General features: G+C 67.4%; 15 protein-coding genes. 2 read left to right on the top strand and 13 right to left on the bottom strand.

What is annotated here, in order from left to right; all coding sequences use genetic code 11:
* Positions 1-16: 16 nt before the first annotated feature.
* From BM013_RS31120 to BM013_RS31100, 5 genes are read right to left on the bottom strand one after another with little or no spacing between them, the layout of a single operon-like run.
* Positions 17-436, bottom strand: coding sequence for a DoxX family protein (locus tag BM013_RS31120; protein WP_256221793.1), 420 nt, complete (start codon positions 434-436; stop codon positions 17-19).
* On the bottom strand, positions 433-1,845 hold the full coding sequence (locus tag BM013_RS31115; RefSeq protein WP_093132595.1) for an MFS transporter: 1,413 nt from the start codon (positions 1,843-1,845) through the stop codon (positions 433-435). The genes BM013_RS31120 and BM013_RS31115 overlap by 4 nt, the downstream gene beginning before the upstream one ends.
* Positions 1,846-1,847: 2 nt before the next feature.
* The gene (locus BM013_RS31110) at positions 1,848-3,059 is read right to left on the bottom strand and encodes a 3-hydroxybenzoate 6-monooxygenase (RefSeq protein ID WP_093132341.1); all 1,212 of its coding nucleotides are present in this window, start codon (positions 3,057-3,059) and stop codon (positions 1,848-1,850) included.
* Between the two features lies 1 nt (position 3,060).
* Positions 3,061-4,032: an amidohydrolase family protein gene (locus BM013_RS31105; protein WP_093132594.1), complete on the bottom strand. Its 972-nt coding sequence runs from the start codon at positions 4,030-4,032 to the stop codon at positions 3,061-3,063.
* 8 nt (positions 4,033-4,040) lie between these two features.
* Positions 4,041-5,036 carry a Bug family tripartite tricarboxylate transporter substrate binding protein gene (locus BM013_RS31100; RefSeq protein ID WP_093132339.1) on the bottom strand — a complete coding sequence of 332 codons (996 nt, stop codon included), beginning with the start codon at positions 5,034-5,036 and terminating at the stop codon, positions 4,041-4,043.
* Positions 5,037-5,110: 74 nt separating this feature from the next.
* Between BM013_RS31100 and BM013_RS31095 the strand changes: the two genes are divergently transcribed.
* Entirely contained in the window at positions 5,111-5,560 is a 450-nt protein-coding gene (locus BM013_RS31095; RefSeq protein WP_093132337.1) for a MarR family winged helix-turn-helix transcriptional regulator, read from the top strand.
* Positions 5,561-5,600: 40 nt separating this feature from the next.
* On the opposite strand, the gene rtcA is transcribed toward BM013_RS31095, so the two are convergent.
* The 8 genes from rtcA to BM013_RS31055 form a co-directional block, all read right to left on the bottom strand.
* Complete coding sequence (rtcA, locus tag BM013_RS31090) at positions 5,601-6,662, bottom strand: RNA 3'-terminal phosphate cyclase (RefSeq protein ID WP_093132335.1); 1,062 nt, start codon at positions 6,660-6,662, stop codon at positions 5,601-5,603.
* A 29-nt stretch (positions 6,663-6,691) separates the two neighbouring features.
* Positions 6,692-8,791, bottom strand: a complete 2,100-nt coding sequence (locus BM013_RS31085) for a TerD family protein (RefSeq protein ID WP_218153705.1) — start codon at positions 8,789-8,791, stop codon at positions 6,692-6,694.
* Between the two features lie 118 nt (positions 8,792-8,909).
* On the bottom strand, positions 8,910-9,758 hold the full coding sequence (locus BM013_RS31080; RefSeq protein WP_093132331.1) for a nucleotidyltransferase domain-containing protein: 849 nt from the start codon (positions 9,756-9,758) through the stop codon (positions 8,910-8,912).
* A 62-nt stretch (positions 9,759-9,820) separates the two neighbouring features.
* A complete protein-coding gene (locus BM013_RS31075; protein WP_256221792.1) occupies positions 9,821-10,780 on the bottom strand; it encodes a ribonuclease Z in 960 nt (319 codons plus the stop codon).
* Between the two features lie 2 nt (positions 10,781-10,782).
* The gene (locus BM013_RS31070; protein ID WP_093132327.1) at positions 10,783-11,433 is read right to left on the bottom strand and encodes a zinc-ribbon domain containing protein; all 651 of its coding nucleotides are present in this window, start codon (positions 11,431-11,433) and stop codon (positions 10,783-10,785) included.
* A gap of 48 nt (positions 11,434-11,481) precedes the next feature.
* A complete protein-coding gene (locus tag BM013_RS31065; RefSeq protein ID WP_093132325.1) occupies positions 11,482-11,961 on the bottom strand; it encodes a hypothetical protein in 480 nt (159 codons plus the stop codon).
* A gap of 5 nt (positions 11,962-11,966) precedes the next feature.
* Positions 11,967-13,190 (bottom strand): RtcB family protein, encoded by a 1,224-nt coding sequence (locus BM013_RS31060; protein ID WP_093132323.1) that lies wholly within the window; start codon positions 13,188-13,190, stop codon positions 11,967-11,969.
* 590 nt (positions 13,191-13,780) lie between these two features.
* On the bottom strand, positions 13,781-15,334 hold the full coding sequence (locus BM013_RS31055) for a vWA domain-containing protein (protein WP_093132321.1): 1,554 nt from the start codon (positions 15,332-15,334) through the stop codon (positions 13,781-13,783).
* 214 nt (positions 15,335-15,548) lie between these two features.
* On the opposite strand from BM013_RS31055, the gene rtcR reads away from it, so the two are divergent.
* Positions 15,549-17,156 (top strand): RNA repair transcriptional activator RtcR, encoded by a 1,608-nt coding sequence (gene rtcR, locus BM013_RS31050; protein ID WP_093132319.1) that lies wholly within the window; start codon positions 15,549-15,551, stop codon positions 17,154-17,156.
* Positions 17,157-17,188: the final 32 nt, after the last annotated feature.

The raw sequence follows: 17,188 nt of genomic DNA, 5'->3' as shown, positions 1-17,188 counted from the left end.
GAAAGGAGTTTTCCGCTCAGCCACCCGCGCGGGCCTGCCGGGCGCCGCCGTCCGCATGGGCGATGAGCAGCAGGAAGCCGCCGACCATCGCCACGTTCTTCAGGAAGTTGTTGAGCTGCCCCGCGAACTGCGCCGCGTCGGCGGCCCAGAACGCGTGCGCGGTGAAGGCCGTGGCCAGCGTGAAAAGTGCCAGCGCAGCCGCCACCCACTGCACCCGCCAGCCGGCCACCAGCAGCAGCCCGCCGCCCACCTCGAGCGCGATGGTCAGCGGCAGCACCACGTCGGCCATCGGAATGCCGAGCTTGGCGAAGTAGCCGAGCGTGGCGCCGTAGGTCATGAGCTTGCGCACACCGGCCACCAGGAAGATCACGGCCATCAACACGCGTGCCGCCATGGTCCAGCGACCCGCGCCGCGATGGGATTCGTTCGTCGTCATTTCATTTCTCCAACATGTGCGGGCACCGTCGCGGCGCCCGTGAATTTGAGGCGCCCCATGCACAGCACCATGGCGCAAGACAGCAGCGCCGGCACGGCCGCCGCGATGAAGAGCGCACTGGTCGTCCAGTGCAGCCCGATGAGCCAGCCCGCCAGCACCGGCCCCACGATGGAGCCCGCGCGGCCGATGCCCAGGCTCCAGCCCATGCCGGTGGCACGCACCGTGGTCGGGTACACGCCCGACGCCAGCGCAATGAGTGCGGGCTGCGCGCCCACCACGCAGAAGCCGCTCACCATGACCACCGCGAGCAGCAGGGCCAGCGGCAGCGCCGGTTGCCCGATCACCGCAATGGCCACCACCGCCACCGCGAAGACGGGCACCAGCACGCGGTAGAAGCCGATGCGGTCGATCAGCGGCCCCATCGCCACCGTGCCCACCACCCCGCCCACCTGCAGCAGCGTGCCCACCAGCACCGCGGTGCGCGCGCTGTAGCCCGCGTCGGCCGCGATGGTCGGCAGCCAGTTGGCCAGGAAGAACAGGTTGAGCAGGTTCATGAAGTTGATGCCCCACAGCAGCAGCGTGGCCGGCCCGCGCCCCGCGCGGAACAGCTCGACCACGGGCGCGCCGTCCTGCTTCGCCTCGTGCACCACGTAGCGCGTGCCGGGGCCGACGCGCACGCCGGGCGCGATGCGGCCCAGCCACTGATGCACGCGGTCGAGCCTGCGCCCGCGCAGCACCAGGAACTGCATCGACTCGGGCATGTAGCGCGCCATGAGCGCGGCGATCACCAGCGGCACCACGCCGCCGAAGATGAACACCGACTGCCAGCCGCCCCACGGAATGAGCACGGCCGAGATCAGCCCGCCCAGCACCGCGCCGCCCGTGAAGCCGCACGACACCCACATCATCAGCGTGACGCGCCGGCGCTGCGGGCTGTACTCGCTGGCCAGCGCGCTGGCGTTGGCCATGATGCCGCCCAGGCCGATGCCGGTGATGAAGCGCATCGCCAGCAGCTGGTCGAGCGTGTGCGTGAAGGCCGTGGCCAGCATGCACAGCGCGAAGAACACCGTGGCGCCCAGCAGCACCGGCCGGCGGCCGATGCGGTCGGCGCAGATGCTCAGCACCAGCGAGCCGACCAGCATGCCGAACAGGCCCGCGCCGAACACCGGCCCCAGCGCGGCCTTCTCGATGCCCCAGGCGTGCACGATGGCGGGCGCGACGAAGCCCATGGCCTGCACGTCGAAACCGTCCATCACCACGGCGCAGCCGACCAGCAGCAGGATCCATTTCTGGAACGTGCTGACCGGGTGGCTGTCGATCAGCGCGGGAATGTCGATGGCGGCAGAGGCAGAAGCAGATGCAGAGGAGGAGCCGGCACCGCCGCCCGTCTCTAGGGATTGCGGCAGCATCTTCACGCGGCGGCCTCGTCGAGGCAGTTGGCCGCCGTCCACCCGTAGAGCCATTCGAGTGCGTCGTAGAAGCGCGCCTGCGGCCTGCCGGTCCACATGCTGTTGCGCACCAGCCGCTCCACCCCCTTCGCGTGGTAGATGCGCCCCATCTCGCGCGCCGACAACACCACGCGCGCGGTGCGCGCCACGCGGGAGCGCTCGTACAGCGCCAGCGCGCGCGGCCAGTCGCCGCCTTCGCGCCGCAGCGCAAGGCCCAGCGTCACCGCGTCTTCGCAGGCCGTGCAGGCGCCCTGCGCGAGGTACTGCACCATCGGGTGCGCCGCGTCGCCCAGCAGCGTGGCACGGCCGAAGGTCCATTGCTCGATGGGGTTGCGGTCGGCCGTCGAGTAGCGCTTCCACGCCTTCGGAATGCGCAGCAGCTGCTGCACCTGCTCGCAGGTCGCGCGAAAGTAGCGCTGCACCTCGGCCGGGTCGCCGTCCATCGATCCCCACTCCTCGGGCTGGTCGCTGTGGAAGGTGACGGCCAGGTTGAACTTGTCGCCGCCCTTCAGCGGGTAGTGCACCAGGTGGCAGTTGGGGCCGACCCAGATGCAGGGCGCGGTGAAGCGCAATGCCTCGGGGAAGTCGGCCGTGTCGATCACCGCGCGGAACACCACGTGGCCCGACACGCGGATGCCGTCGCCCACGTACTGCTGGCGCACCGCCGAGCGCACGCCGTCGCAGCCGATCACGGCCTGGCCCTGGTGGCGGCCGCCCTGCGCGTCGATCAGCGTCACGCCGTCGGTGTCCTGCTCGATGTGCACGACCCTGGTCGAGGTCAGGAACTCGATGCCCTCGGTGGTCTGCTTCACGCCCTCGAGCAGCGCACCGTGGATGTCGGCGCGGTGGATCACCGCATACGGGTTGCCGAAGCGCTCGCGAAACTGCTCGGACAGCGAGATGCTCGCCACGCGCTTGGCGTCGATGGCGTCGAACATCACCATCTCTTCGGTGTAGACCGCCTTGGCCCGCAGATGCTCGCCCACGCCCAGCGCGTCGCAGGCCGCGAAGGCGTTGGGGCTCAACTGAATGCCCGCGCCGATCTCGCCGATCTGCCCGGCCTGCTCGATCACCTTCACGCGATAGCCCTCACGCACCAGGGCCAGCGCCGCGGCGAGCCCGCCGATGCCGCCGCCGGCCACGAGCACGGGGCGGGTGTCTCTTGCTGCGCTCATGTCACTTCAGCCCGAACAGCTTGCGCGCGTTGTCGCGGCCGATCTTCTGGCGGTCGTTCTCGCTGATCTCGCAGCTGTCGAACCAGCGCGCCGCGTCCTCGTGCTTCTCGAACGGGTAGTCGACCGAGTACATGATGCGGTCCTCGCCCACCTCGAGCATGGTCGACAGCAGCGTGGGCGTGCGGAAGTTGCCGCTGGTGGTGATGTGCACGTTGCTGCGCAGGTAGTCGCCGATTTCCCTGTCGCACGGCATGCCGCGGCGGCCCTTGCGCAGGATGTGGTCGACGCGCCAGATGTTGAACGGAATGCCTTCGCCGAAATGGCCGAGGATCATCTGCAGCGCGGGGTGGCGGTCGAACATGCCGCTGGACATCAGGCGCAGTGCGTGGATGGCCGTCTCCATCGCGAAGGCCCAGGTCGGGCCTGTGAGCCAGTGCGCGCCGTCGTAGATCGGTTCGCGGCCCAGCAGCGGGTCGCGCGGGTGCATGTAGAACGGCTTCCCCAGCGCGGCCGCGGCGGTCCAGAAATCATTGAAGCGCGCGTCGTCGCAATACACGACCGTGTTCTCGTCGCCCACCTGCGAAAAGCCGTTCACCAGGAAGCCATGGAAGCCCAGCTGGTTCACGCAGCGCTCCAGCTCGCGCGCGGCCGCCTCGGGGTCTTGCATGGGCAATGCCGCGAAGCCGCCGAAGCGCGTGGGGTGGCGCCTGACCTGCTCGGCCAGCACGTCGTTGGCGCGCCGCGCCACCTCGACGGCGCGCTTCGCGTCGGGAATGCCCTGCACCGCCGGCGAGTTCAGCGAGAGGATCGAGAACTCCGTGCCCCACGCGTCCATCTGTTCGAGGCGCTGCTGCTCGAAGTCGAGCAGGTTGTTCTTCAGGCCCTGCCACACCTCGGGGCGGGCATAGACCTGCGAGTCGGCGATCGTGAGGTCGATCGCAAAGTGCTCTTCGAGCGCAATCTTGTTCTTCATGGGAAAAATCACTCCGGTTTGATGTTGAGCTTGTCCAGCACGTCCTGCCAGGTCTTGCGGTCGTCGGCGATGTAGCGCGCCAGCTGTTCGGGGCTGCCCGGCCGCGGGTAGGTGCCGAGCTCGCGCGACTTGGCCACCACGTCGGGCAGCAGCAGCGCCTCGTTCATGTCCTTGTTGAGCCTGGCGAGCACCAGCGGGTCGACGCCCTTCTTCGCAATGACCGCGAACCAGCCGTGCGCCACGGCGCCTGGCACGGTCTTGCTGGCGAGCGGGAAGTTCTCGAGCCCGGCCTCCACGCGGTCGCCCATGCTCGCGAGCACGCGCATGCGCCCGCCCTGCACGTTGCCGGCCACCACGTTGTAGGTCTCGACCATCATCTGCGTCTGGCCGCCCAGCGTGGCCTGCATGGCCTGCGCGCCGCCGGGGTAGTGCACCTCGAGGAACTGCGCGCCCGACTGCAGGCCCAGCAGCGCCGAGGCCAGGTGCGGCGCGGTGCCGCGGCCGTTGTCGGCCACCTCGATGCCTTGCGGCTTCGCACGCGCGGCGGCGATGAAGTCGCCCAGCGTCTTGTAGGGCGAGCTGGCCGGCACCGCGAGCATGAAAGGCGCGACGGCCGCGAGCGTGACCGGCACGAAGTCGCGGTTGAAGTCGTAGGTCACGCCCTTGATGGTGCTGGGCGCCACCGAGATCGCCGAGCCTTGCACGAAGCCGAAGGTGTAGCCGTCGGCCTGTGCCGCCAGGATCGCGTTCATGCCGATCACGCCGCTGCCGCCGGGCTTGTTGTCGACGATCACGCCCTGCCCCCATTTCTCGCCGAGCTTGGCGCCCACATGGCGAATCAGCACGTCGGGCGCCGAGCCCGCGGGGAACGGCACCACGAAACGCACCGCCTGTCGGGGCCAATTGGCTGCGCTGCCCTGGGCCTGCGCCGGCGGCACCGCACCCAGTAGAGGCAACGCGAGGATGCATGCGACGGCGGCTCTGCGAGAAGGCTTCGGGCTCATGTCTGTCTCCGTATTTGCTTGATTATTCAAGTAATTTCGGCGGACTATATACTTGATTGTTCAAGCATGTCTAGATGAAAACCCTGCCCCAAGATCACGACCTCGAGAAGGCCATTCCCTTCCTTCTGGCGCGCGCCGGCGCGCGCATGGGCAACGCCTTTGCGAAGGCGTTGAAACCCTACGGACTCGCGCTGAGCGAATGGCGCGTGTGCGCGTCGCTGCAGCACACACCGCGCCAGACGCTGTCGGAACTGGCCACGCACGCGTCCACCGACCTGTCGGCGCTGTCGCGCATCGTCGACCGGCTGGTGGTGCATGAACTGGTGGCGCGCGAGAAGTGCGACACCGACAAGCGCGCGGTGCGCATTGCGCTCACGGAACGCGGACTGACGCTGACCTGCGAGCTGATTCCGCTCGCGCAGCACTACGAGGCCGTGGCGACCTCGGACTTCAGCGCGGCGGAAGTGAAGACGCTGCGCGCGATGCTGCTGCGCCTGTACGCCAACGCGACGCCGCTCGCCTGAGTGAGCGGCACCTCATCGGCCCGACCTTCTGGGTTGGCCCTCAGGCCGGCGACACCTGCACCGTGCAGGCCTGGCGGCTCTCGGTGATGGCAAAGCGCACCGGCAGGAAGCGCTCGATCACTGCGCAGTTGGTGCGCGTGTGTTCCGTCACCTCGCTGCAGGTGAAGGCACAGGCCTTCTGGCCCTGCCATGCGGCCAGCGCGAGCAGCAGCGCCAGCTGGTCGGCCAGGTGCGGACCGACCGCTGCCTCGCTCTTCTGGAACGCGCGCAGTTCCTTCACCAGGCCATGCGCCACCTGCTCGGCGCTCAGCGACTTCTCGCCGAACGCGGTGAACACCTCGGTGACATGCTCGTAAGCCAGCGTGGCCAGCAGCGCGTTGCCGGGGCCCTCGTTCTGGCGCGCGCCACCGTGGCGCAACTGCTCGCCGGACCAGCCCATCGCACCGCCTAGCGTGTCGAGCTCGCGCGTCGACACATGGCGCGGCAGGCCGGGCGCCAGGCATTCGGCAAAGCCCGGCTGCTGCCCGCCGCGCGCCATCAGGTCGAAGGGCTGCAGCGCGCCGGCCGCGGGCACGATGGTCGCCTCGACCTCGCCACCGCCGGCCGGGTAGAAACCGCAGCGGCGCAGCGTGAGCTGCAGGTCCGCGCCCAGGCGGCGCACGAGCGGCGCAAAGGCGCGCTCCAGGAAATGGAAAGGCGGCGCCATCGGGTTGTGCGTGCCGCCGCTCAGGTGCACCTGGCTCGTGCCGCCGGCCAGCAGCAACGGCGGCAGCACGGTCTGCAACACCAGCATGCAGCTGCCCGCGCTGGCAATCGCGAAACGGTAGTCCCCCGCGCGCACCGGGCCGGGCGCGAAATGCAGCGACTGCGAGCCGAGCTCGGCGCCGTCGACCTGCGCGCCGCTGATTTGCGCGGCGGCGTTCACGCACGCCAGGTGCTGGCGCATCAGGCCCGGCTTGGCGCGGCCCGCGCGGATCTTCTCGATGGCCATCGGCTGGCCCGTGACCACCGACAGCGCCAGGCTGGTGCGCAGGATCTGCCCACCGCCCTCGCCTTGCGAGCCGTCGAGCTCGATCGTTTTTTGTTCTGTCTTCGTCGTCATCTTTTTCTTTTCTTCATCCCATGCGCCGGCTACATGAAGTCGGCGCGTATCCGGTCCATATCGAAAGGCGTGATTCCCTGGTGCACGCCGAACACCGTGTCGCCCTCCCCGGGCCCCCCAGCTTCCTCCACCAACGTGCCCCGCGCCCGCGCATGCAGCGTGAACAGCGTGTGCAGGTCCGGCTTGGCCAGCTCCACCAGCGAACGCAGCATCAGCGACACGCCCGCGAGGTTGCTCTGCACGTTGTTCCACAGCGGCGACTTCTTCAAAGCAATGTCGGCCCAGATCACCTCGCGCGCCTCCAGGTCGAAGATCGCCGGCAGGCAGATGGTGGTGTCAGCGGCCACGTCGACGCGGTCGACAACCGTCGAGGGCTCGAAGATCTCGCCCGAGCCCGCGGCCGTGCGCGACATCCACCCCGCAAAGCACTCCGGCAGGTCGCAGAAGGCCTGCGAGGTGAAGCTGTTGATCGAGCTCACCACGTAGCGCACGCCCTTCTCGCGCAACAGCGCCACGTCGAGGTCGATGAACTCGGCCGCGCCCCGCGGCGCATCGACGATGTCGCCGCTGTGCACGCCGCCGTAGCTCTTCAGGTTGTAGTACGCCAGCACGTCGATGTACTTGTACCGCGCGGTGAAGAGCGCGGCCGACAGGTCGATGTCGGTGCGGGCGCGGCCGTTCTTCCACCAGAGAAAGAGGCGCACGATGTTCGCGTCCGGCATCGGCAGGCGGCTGCCCCGCACCAGCGTGCGCAGCGCCTTCGAGGCCGAGCGCTGCGAGAACGGCACGAGGTAGTTGCGCAGCGCCGCATCGACATGGCAACGGCCCAGCGGCGGCAGCGCCGCGAAGCGCTGCAGCAACGCCGCCTCGCACAGCGCCGCCGCCCGCTCCGCCACGCCTTCGGGCAGCGGCTCGCGCGTGTCCTCGATGGCGAAGACGCTGGCGGTTTCTCCCTTGGGGAAGAAGCTGCGCAGCGCATGCGCGCCACGGCGGCGGAAGTGCACCATCGCCTGCAGCAGCACCGCCGTCGAAGCCTGGTGCGCCACCTCGCCGAAGCGCGCGAGCACGGCGCCCGGCTGGGACGCGATGCGCAGCACATGATCGAGGCGGCGCGCGAAGTCGCCGGGCCGCGTGGGCAGCAACGCAAGTGCCTCGTCGATGGCACGCGTTTCCAGCTGCCGCTCGATGTGGTGGTTGAAGCCCTGCGGCCGCACGCCGTTGCGCACGCCGTCGAACGCGGCCGCCGCGGCCGGAAAGCGCTTGGCGTGCTCGCCGGGGTGCAGCACTTCGCCCAGGCGCTTGAACACCTCGGGCCGACGCGCCATGTCTTCGGCCACGCTGGCGCTGCGGTCCATCAACGCGATGAGCCAGCGGCGCAGCGGGCGCTTCATGCGCGCGAACTTCGTCGGCTCCGCGAGCGACACGTCGCCCTTGCTCCACGCCACGGCCAGCCGCAGCACATCGGTGGCAGTCTGAAGACGCGCTTCGAGAAAAGGCAACACGCCCGGCTCTTCCGCCCGCAGCAGTGCACCGCCGAGCGTCGCAAGGTTTTCCTTCGACACGATCTGCGCCGGCATCCAGTCGTACACCTTGCTGCCGTACTGGCGCACAAACCAGTCGAGGTCGTCCTTGTCCTGCTGCGACAGCGAACTGCGCGCACCCGCCAGCTGCGTGAAGATCTGCTCGAAGTCTTCCTGCGTGCCCACGTCGATCGTGCGCAGGTGCGCGCGGCGCGCGGCGTCGCCCAGGTCGGCGCGGCGCGAGGCCGCTTCGTCGGGCCGCCAGGTTCCAAAGCTCGCGCAATGGCGCACCGCGTTGAGGAACAGCTCGGCCGCGCTCGTCTGCACCACCTGCTCGGGAAAGTCAGGGTAGAGCGGGCGCCACGCGGGGTGCACGCCCTTCATCTCGCGCACGTCCTTCAGCAGCGCCTTGTAGAACACCTCGAAAGGCTTCGCGTCCCAGGTGGCCAGGCAGGCGTCGAGCGCCGGCGACAGCGTGAAGCCGAGCGGCTCCAGTTCCTTGTAGAGCGTGGCCAGGTAGGCGGGCGGCAGCACAGCGTGGCCGGGCTGGGCCAGCACACGCGAACGTCGGCGCAGGTAGATCTGGCTGTTCATTGCGTGGCCGTTCATTGCGTGCCCTGCGAATGCGCCGGTGCGAACGCACGGCGCATGAAAAAAAGAGCGGAAAGCGCAGACCCTAGTTTCCAGATATGAGAGAAGGAAGGACCCACATAGCCGCTCACGAACATCATACGGCCTCCGTCGCGGCGCGCGCGCCGTGGTCGAAGCGCAGCACCGTCTCGCACAGGAAAGCATCGAGCCCCGCGCCGTCGGACGAGGGCAGCGGCGTCACCGGCTCGGCCGCGTTGGCCGCCAGCTCGGACTCGATGAACGCGTGGATGCCGGGCCAGCGCGGGCTGGTCGCGGCTTCGCCGGCGCGCATCTTCACTTCGAGCAGCGCGTTGATTTCCTCGATGAGCGCAGCGTCGCGCACGGCATCGAGCGTGCGCTGCGCCAGTTCGGCAAAGCGCATCGGCGGCACGCCGGGCTGCGCACGGATCCAGCGCGCGGCCAGCAGCGGGCGCAGCACGTAGAGGTATTTCTTGTAGCGCACCTCGTCGGCCTGCAGGTGCTCGCGAAAGTTCTTCTTCGCCATCGAGGTGTAGTGATGCCAGGCGCGCGCGTTGGAGAACACCGCCTCCGACAGCGCGCGAAAGCGCGGCATTGCCACCGCGTCGTTGCGGTACACGATGGGCGAGCGCAGCCACTCGAGCAGCGTCGGGTTCGACTCGCGCATCAGGCCCAGCGCCTTGCGCAGGTCCCAGCCGTTGATGTCGAGGTCGCCGCTGATCGGCAGCTCGATCACGTCGCGGCGCGGCTGCACCGTGAGGTACCACGGCAGGCGGTTCACGTAGATGAAGCGCACGTCGTAGTCGCTGTCGGGCGAGGCAAAGCCCCAGCCGCGGCTGCCGGATTCGCAGGCGAACAGCACGGTGACGTCGTGCTTCGCTTCGATGTCGCGCAGGCCGTCCATGATCTGCGCGCGCATGGCGGGCTCGATCGGGTGGGCGGAGCGCAGGAATTCTTCGGTGCTCATCGGTTCTTCTCTCGTCTTCTTTTCTCGTCTTCTTTTCTCGTCTTCTTCGCTCAGGCTCTGGTTCAGGCTCGGGTGACGGTCACCTTGCCGTCGCTGCCGAGTTCATAGACATCCAGGTCGTCGGCCAGGAACGCATGGCCGCGGTAGTGCGCCTGCGTCTCGGCCATCAACTCCGCCATGCCTTCCTCGTTCTGGTGGCGCGCGCTGAAATGCGTGAGCACCAGGTTCGGTACCTCGACGGCTTGCGCGAACTCGGCCAGCAGGCGCGCAGAGCTGTGCATCGGGCCGGGGCCGACCTTGTCGAGCACGGCTTGCGTGTACGTCGCCTCGTGCACCAGCAGCTGTGCGCCCTGGCAGGCGTCGCGCAGCAGCGCGGGTTCGGCGTTGTCGCCGCCCAGCACGGCTGCTGCGGTGTCGACCTGCGTTTCCGCAAAGTCGGCACTGCGCAGCACCGTGCCGTTGAAGGTCACGTCCTCGCCGCTCTGCAGCGCACCCCATGCGGGACCGGGCGGCAGGCCGATGGCCTTGAGCGCACCGGCCTTCAGCCGCGTGCGCTGCGTTTCGACCTGCACACGGTAGGCGTGGCTCGGCACGCGGTGCCGCAGCACATGGCGCTCGATGCGAACGCCGGGCGCTTCGTACACCAGCGCCCGGTCGTCCACATCCACATCCACATGCGTGACCTCGTAGGGCAGGTGCAGGTCGGTCAAGCGGCGCGTGGCCTCGAACCACTCCCACACGGGCAACGGCGCGATGAGCTTCAGCGGCTTCGTGCGCTTGCCCATGCCCGCGCTCGCGAGCAGGCCCGGCAGGCCGTAGCAATGGTCGCCATGCACATGCGTGATGCAGACGGCGGCCAGGTCGTTCAGCGACAGCGGCGTTTGCAGCACACGGTGCTGCGTGCCTTCGCCGCAGTCGAACAGGAACCAGTCGGGACCCAGCACCGTTTGCACCGCCAGTCCGGAGACGTTGCGGTGGCGCGTGGGGGTACCGGACGAGGTGCCCAAGAAAGTCAGTTTCATCATCATTGTTTCGCCTCCGCCAGATGGCGCAGCGCCTTGGCTGCGGCATCCGCCGCCTCTCGCTCCCAGACCCTGTAGTTCTGCCCGCGTGGCCGGGCCGCCACAAAGGCCTCCAGTTGCGCAATTTGTTCAGGACCACCCCAGCATCCCATCACCTCGATAGCCACCACGCGCAGGCTTCGCCACTTGCTCTGCAAGGCAGCTTCCACTTCGGCCTGGGCCGCCGCATTGGGCTTGGCCGTAGCGAGGGCGCGCAGCCGCGTCACCTCTTCGCGCAGCAGGTTGGCGCCCGGGTACATCGAAGCCGCCGCGCGCGATTCGCGCTGCGCCTTCCGGCACGCATAGCATCGAACAGCCCGACTGTAGATCGAGCCTTGAGCGACCTCGCACCACCACTTCTGCTGCTTGGCCGTCCACACTTCCTCAGCGCCGCAATTGCAGGTGAAGAGACGGTCGATATAGAAATGGGGCACCTCGCCATACAGGGTGTTGCAGTGTTCGAGCCTGGCCTTGTCGACCAGCTCCAGGCCCGGCACGGACTCCCAGACGATCTCCCTTCGCACATCGCGCGTGCGCAGTCGGACCTCCAGCGCCGCAGCGCGTTCGAGGCGATGCGCCTTGATCTCGGCACGTCGTTGCTTGTTGCTTTTCATGATCAGTACCTATGACTCGCGCGACTTCGAAATCGCCGAGCAGTCGGCTCAATCGGTCACGCTGAAATGAAGAAGATATTTCTCACCACGCGCATTGCCCAACCAAAGGTCGTCCCAGGCCGCGGCATACCAGGCGTATTTCTTGTCCGCTTGGCATCCGTAGGCAGCAGTGACGACCTCGGCGGGCGCAACGATGGATTGGATGGCTTTCACCAACGTCTCTTCGAACGCGTGCCGCCCGTCACCGGTTCCGACACACTTTCCGGCAAGCTGCGCCGAGGTCCAGCCCTCCGTCATCCAACGCCGCGCCGTCTCGACCACCACCGTCTTCCAATCAGGATTCACGGCAATGGCAGGGACTTCGGCGATGTCGGCATAGAAGCGCCGGATCGATTTTTCATCCAGCGCGTCGATGTCTTCCCGCTTGCAGAGGGAGAACGTGTGCGTCAGATCCGACGCCGGCATGTTCCACTCCGCATAGGCACGCAAGTAGCCGTTGAGGTCCGCCAGAAGCAGTTCCCGATCCATGACGCCTATCCCTTCACGCAAACAACCTGCTTGAGCGTGTAAACCACCTCCACCAGGTCCTTCTGCGCCTCCATCACCGCGTCGATGTCCTTGTAGGCCATCGGAATCTCGTCGATCACGTCGGCGTCCTTTCGGCATTCCACGCCCTCGGTCGCGGCGATCTGGTCGGCCACGGTGAAGAGCTTCTTCGCCTTGGTACGGCTCATCTTTCGACCGGCGCCGTGGCTGCAGCTCATGAAGCTCTCGGGGTTGCCCTTTCCGCGCACGATGAAGCTCTTCGCGCCCATGCTGCCGGGAATGATCCCCAGCTCGCCGGCCTTCGCGCTCACCGCGCCCTTGCGCGTCACGAACACGTCTTCGCCGAAGTGCGTCTCGCGGCTCACGTAGTTGTGGTGGCAGTTCACCGCTTCCACGTGCGCCTCGAAAGGCTTGGTGATCACCTTGCGCACGGCCGCGACCACGCGCTGCATCATCACTTCGCGGTTCGCACGCGCGAACTTCTGGGCCCAGCCCACCGCACGCACGTAGTCACCGAAGTACTTGGCGCCTTCCTCGAAGTACGCCAGGTCCTGGTCGGGCAGGTTGCGCTGGTGCAGCTCGGCGTCCTTCTTCGCGAGTTCGATGAAGTGCGTGCCGATGGCGTTGCCCACGCCGCGCGAACCCGAGTGCAGCATGAACCACACGGCGCCCGCTTCGTCCAGGCACACCTCGATGAAGTGGTTGCCGGTACCCAGCGTTCCCAGGTGCTTGTGGTTGTTCGTGTTCTTGATGCGCGGGTAGTCCTCGCAGATCAGGTCGAACTCATCCACCAGCGTGGCCCAGGCCGCATCGGTTTCGTCGGGCGGCGTTTCCCACGAGCCCTTGTCGCGGCCCATGCGCTTGGGATTGCTTCCGTGCGGCACGGCCTTCTCGATCGCCGAGCGCAGCGGGCCCAGGTTGTCGGGCAGGTCGCGCGCGTTCAGCGTGGTCTTGCAGGCCATCATTCCGCAGCCGATGTCCACGCCGACGGCGGCGGGGATGATGGCCTTGAAGGTCGGAATCACCGAGCCCACGGTCGCACCGATGCCGTAGTGCACGTCGGGCATGGCCGCGATGTGCTTGAACACGATGGGCAGGCGCGCGGCGTTTTCCAGCTGCTTCTGCGCTTCGTCTTCCACGGGCACGCCGTTGGTCCACATCTTCACGGGGACGCCGTTGGCTACTTCGTGCAGTTTGTAGTTCTGTTCCATTTTCTTTTCTCTCTCCGTGTGTCTGACTATTCTTCACGACGAACCCGCACCGGTACGGCGACCATGATGCGTGCCCCAAACAAAAATGAGATGACGAGTAACGACAGGTCGTTGACTGAGCTATCTGCCGAAACAGACCGGGGTTCGGACCCGGGACCTTCATGGCCAAGACCATGACGCTCTAACCTGTAGACCTGCCTGCATTCACCTCGAAACAAAAAAGCAGCGACAAAAATCGACGAAACGTCGTGCTCTACCACTGAGCTACGGTCTTTAGACCGGCGGGATTCGAACCCGCGACCACGAGATTAAGAGTCTGTAGTTCCGTCAGCATTCGCTGCACAAAAAACAGTGCGACAAAAGTGGCAAGACATCGACCGCGCCGCAGAGGCTGGGGACTCGAACCCCCGGTCATCCATGTAGTCCTGCCTGCATTCGCACATTCAACCTTCATCCCCGTTCGGCGACAAACGGTCGATGTGACTTCGGATGGGTGATGTAGTCACATCTGCATTCGCCGAACGACGACGTTCAAATCTTTCGGATCGGGCACCGCGGGCCAAAGTCCACGGCGCCCTCTCGCTTCTCTTTCAAATGGCAGTCTCTTCGATCACACCCACCCAGTGGTCGGCGCCCAGGCCACCCGCGGCATACACCGCCAGCAGCTTGAACACTTCGTCGCTGAAGCCGCCGATGTTCAGCACATCGCCCTGCTCCTGCGCCTGGGTGGTCGCATACGGCTGGATGTCGATGCACACCAGCCGTGCCGTCGGGTTGCGCTTCTTGAACGCCGCCCATTCCTGCATGGTCGCGGTACCGCGGCCACGGGCACGGTCGGCCCACGACTCGTTGTCCGACACCAGCACCACCAGCTCGGCCTGCGCCTTCTCCTTGTTCAGGAGCGCCAGCGGCGCGCTGCACGAAGTACCGCCACCGCCCACCGCCGCCAGCTTGGCCGCGTTGGTCATCACCGAATCACGCGGATTCAGTTGCAGCGGCACCACCTTCGTCTCGAAGGGCAGCACACGCGCATCCGCGTTGCGGCGCAGCACGGCGGCAGCCACCAGCGCGGCCACGTCGATGCAGCGCACCGCGGTGGTCGCCGAGCCGCGGTGGCCGGTGACGGGCGAGCTCATCGAGCCCGACACGTCGGGGCACACCACCACGCGGCCCTCGAACTGCGGCACGTTGGCCAGCGCGAGTTCCATCGCGTCCTGCAGCGCGTCCTTCACCACGTGCGGCACGTCGGTGCCGGTTGCGGTGAAGGCCGCCATCAGCTGGTACGGCAGCACACGCGCCTTGGCCACCGCCTGCGGATCGCGCAGCTTGGCGGCCACCGCTTCGGCGAGGCCCGGCAGTGCGAACACGCCGTGACGCGCAAAGGTGTTCAGGTTCTGACGCACCATCTGCCACGAACCGCGCTGCGCGATCCGCGCCCAGGCCTGGGTATCGAGTTCCAGCGCGGTCAGCATCTGGAACGGCACGTCGGGCACCTCCTGCGTGCGGTCGCGCTTGAAGCGCTCGAAGGCCTGCGTCACCGGAGGCAGTGCCTCCAGCGCATACGGACGATCGATCAGCCATGCGAACCACGCGGCGCGCCAGGCTTCGGCGGGCTTGGGGTGAACCATCTTCACCAGGTCGGCCAGCGACGGCGTGTTGCCCACGGCGGCGTTCAGCAGCTGCGCCTCGGTCGCTTCGAGCAGCCATTGCTGCACCAGCTTCTTCGGACGCGTACCGAGCGACTTGCGGCCCACCGCGCCGGAACGCAGCATCTGCACGAAGTTGCGCAGCATCTTGCCGTTGTCCACCACGCGGGGGAACACCTTGGCGAGCAGCGACACGTCGCGCACCGCCAGCGTGGCCGCCAGCAGCGCCGGCATGTCCTTCATGTGGCCGGCGCGGCGGGCGTACACGGCCGTCTTGGCCACGAACAGCGGATCGACTTCGCGGGCCAGGGCCAGCACGGCGTCGAGCTGGTCCTTGGCCTGTGCGTAGAAGGTGTTGTTCAGGCAACCGGTGGCCGCGAGCTGCGCCAGCTGGTGCTTGGGCGACAGCGCATAGGCGGCACCGCCGGCTTCGTTGCGCATGTCGGCCACGGGTTGCAGGGCACCGCGCAGCGTCTGGAAGAGTTGAAGGTTGGCCATGTGACTTCTCCTTGTTCGGTTCTTTTTGTTCGATTGTTTTCTTGAGTTGTGATCCTTATTGCAACGGGTGTGCCAGCGCGGGCCAGGTCTAGGCGAATATCTCTCAAGCCATTGATTTGATTGATGTTTTCTTGAATAACGATACGACGCGCCGCTGTCACTTGGAAAATTTATCTTCATTTCTTATAATTTTGGATAGTCTTTTATCCAATCAATGAAGAAATCCATCGTCGTCATCGGCTTCCTCGGCACGCAGCTCGACGCCGGCCAGGGCGCGGGCCGCTGGAACAAGTGGCGCCCCACGGTCTCGCTCGCGCAGCACGAAGACATGGTCGTCTCGCGCATGGAGCTGCTCTACACGCTGCGCCACAAGGCGCTGGCCGAGGTAGTGAAGGCCGACATCACCGCGGTGTCGCCCGAGACCACGGTCAACCTCGTGCCGCTCGACCTCGCCGACCCGTGGGACTTCGGCGAGGTCTACACGCGGCTGTACGACTGGGCCCGTGCCTACACCTTCGACACCGAGCGCGAGCAGTACTGGACGCACATCACCACCGGCACGCACGTGGCGCAGATCTGCATGTTCCTGCTGTCGGAATCGCGCGTGGTGCCCGGCGTGCTGGCGCAGACCTCGCCGCCCAAGAAACAGCGCGAGGGCGAGGCCGGCAAGTACACGCTGATCGACCTCGACCTGTCGCGCTACGACGTGATCGCGCGGCGCTTCGACGCGGAGCAGCGCGACGCGGTCGCGTTCCTGAAGAGCGGCATCGCCACGCGCAACGCGCGCTTCAATGCGCTCATCGACGAGATCGAGCGCGTGGCCGTGCGCTCGCGCGCGCCCATCCTGCTGGTGGGGCCGACGGGCGCGGGCAAGTCGTTCCTGGCGCGGCGCATGTTCGAGCTGAAGCAGGCGCGCCACCAGATGACGGGGCCGTTCGTGGAGGTGAACTGCGCCACGCTGCGCGGCGACGGCGCCGCCTCCACGCTCTTCGGCCACAGGAAGGGCGCCTTCACCGGCGCCGCGGCCGACCGCGCGGGCCTGCTGCGCACGGCGCACCAGGGCGCCCTCTTCCTCGACGAGATCGGCGAGCTCGGGCTCGACGAGCAGGCGATGCTGCTGAAGGCGATCGAGGAGAAACGCTTCTTCCCCGTGGGCGCCGACAAGGAGGTGGAGAGCGACTTCCAGCTGATTGCCGGCACCAACCGCGACCTGCGCAGCGACGTGGCGCAGGGGCGCTTTCGCGAAGACCTGTTCGCGCGCATCAACCTCTGGACCTACGACCTGCCCGGCCTCGCGCAGCGGCCCGAGGACATCGAGCCCAACGTCGACCACCTGCTGGCCATCCACGCGGCGGAGAACCACCGCGTGGTGCGCTTCAACGCCGAGGCGCGCGCGGCCTACCTGCGGTTCGCGCAGAGCGTGGAGGCGCCGTGGAGCGGCAACTTCCGCGACCTGTCGGCCAGCGTGACGCGGCTGGCCACCTTGGCCGACGGCGGGCGCATTCCGGTGGCGCTGGTGGAGGCGGAGATTGCGCGGCTGCGCTGGCTGTGGAAGCATGCGGGGGCGGTGCCCGCCGCTGCGGCTGGTGACATCGACCTGGACGCACTGCTCGGCGAGGAGCGCGCCGCGGCGCTCGACCTGTTCGACCGGCTGCAGCTCGAGGCGGTGGTGCGCGTGTGCCGGCCATCGCGCAGCCTCTCGGACGCGGGCCGCCAGCTGTTCCAGGCCTCGCGCGCGCAGCGCAGCGTGGTGAACGATGCGGACCGGCTGCGCAAGTACCTGGGCAAGCACGGACTCGAATGGAACGACATCGGCCGCTGATAGATTCGGCGACCGGACAACACAAAGAGATG

Source organism: Variovorax sp. OK605 (assembly GCF_900115445.1).
Lineage (GTDB): Bacteria > Pseudomonadota > Gammaproteobacteria > Burkholderiales > Burkholderiaceae_C > Variovorax.
This window is presented reverse-complemented; position numbering and strand designations above follow the sequence as displayed.